The organism is Marivita sp. (assembly GCF_965656765.1).
Lineage (GTDB): Bacteria > Pseudomonadota > Alphaproteobacteria > Rhodobacterales > Rhodobacteraceae > Marivita.
In genome coordinates, this window is the sequence record NZ_CBFHLV010000133.1 from 1 (window position 1) to 1,356 (window position 1,356).

At 54.3% G+C, this 1,356-nt stretch carries 2 protein-coding genes; both read left to right on the plus strand.

The annotated features are described in order from the left end of the window. Positions 1 to 51 precede the first annotated feature (51 nt). Positions 52 to 843, plus strand: a complete 792-nt coding sequence (locus ACTG4M_RS17425) for a methyltransferase domain-containing protein (RefSeq protein ID WP_439124938.1) — start codon at positions 52 to 54, stop codon at positions 841 to 843. 340 nt (positions 844 to 1,183) lie between these two features. After that, positions 1,184 to 1,356 (plus strand): F0F1 ATP synthase subunit delta (locus ACTG4M_RS17430; RefSeq protein ID WP_439124939.1); only part of this gene is annotated, 173 nt, incomplete at its 3' end.

Here is a 1,356-nt window from a genome sequence, read left to right on the forward strand (position 1 = left end):
CCGAGGTGGTTACACTTACGATAATCTAGGCCATTATTTGCGGAGGCCAAAATGCATCTCGACGTGCAGCGCTTGCACAGCTTTTACTATCGCAGTGCGATAGGTCGTGTGGCGCAGCGCGTGGTTCGGGATCAGGTCAAGGTCTTCTGGCCTGAGGCCAAACAGCAATCTATCGGTGGCTTCGGTTTTGCTGTTCCCTTGTTGAGGCCGTATCTGCCAGAAGCGCGCCGTGTCATTGGCCTTATGCCAGCACAGCAAGGTGTGATGACGTGGCCTGCGGGTATGCCCAATGTGTCAGTCTTGTGTGAAGAGACGCTGTGGCCGATTGAGAACGGACGGTTCGACAAACTCATTCTGATGCACGGATTGGAAACCTCAGAACGGCCTTCAGCACTTTTAGAGGAGTGTTGGCGTGTCTTGGGGCCCGGGGGCAAAGCGCTCTTTATCGTTCCAAACCGGTCCGGGCTATGGGCGCGATCGGATGCGACACCTTTTGGCTACGGTCGTCCTTATTCAATGGGGCAACTGGAGGCGCAATTGAAGAGCCATAATTTTGCACCTCAACGGCATACCGCCGTGCTCTATCAACCGCCGTCGACCCGACGGTTTTGGATGAAGACGGGACGGTTCTGGGAACAGATGGGGCGCAGTGTGTCAGCTCTTATCGCCGGAGGCGTTTTGATCGTCGAAGTCACAAAGACCAACCCAACACCGCGGGGCAATAAATCGGAAAGTCGTGTTTTAAACCCCTTGGGTAAGTTGGTTCCCAGCCCATCATCCAAACCGGCACGTGCGAGGGTGCAGGGCAAATCGGCAGCGTTTGAACTCGGAAAGTTAGGATGACATCGAACGCGCGCCTAATTTTTGTGCGCTCTATGCTGCTGATCGAACATCGCGCAAACCAGTCGGTATGTACCCTTTGCGCTAACAGGAATCGCCAAAGATGACCGAAGCTCTCAGAAAAGATGCAACTTTATTGCGCGCAATAGGTCGCACTTGCCGCTTAATCCATAAAAACAAGGCGTATTTAGGTGATTTCAAAATCACCAAACCGTGTTGCGGGCTGAGGATGGCTCTGCTACATCCGCGCTGATTTCTATGCCATGCGGCATTTGCCAAACTGAAAACGCCTCTGACCACCGGGAATTCGGGGGATCGGAGGCAGAATAGCGGAAGGGTGGACGTGTCTGAATCAGCATCCATTTCCTCTGGCATCGCGGATCGCTATGCCACGGCGGTTTTCGAACTCGCCAACGAGGGTAAAGAGCTTGATAAGCTCGAAGCGAACCTTGACGACCTGTCGGCCGCGCTTGCCAGCAGCCCGGAACTGACCGACCTGATCCATTCGCCGATCTA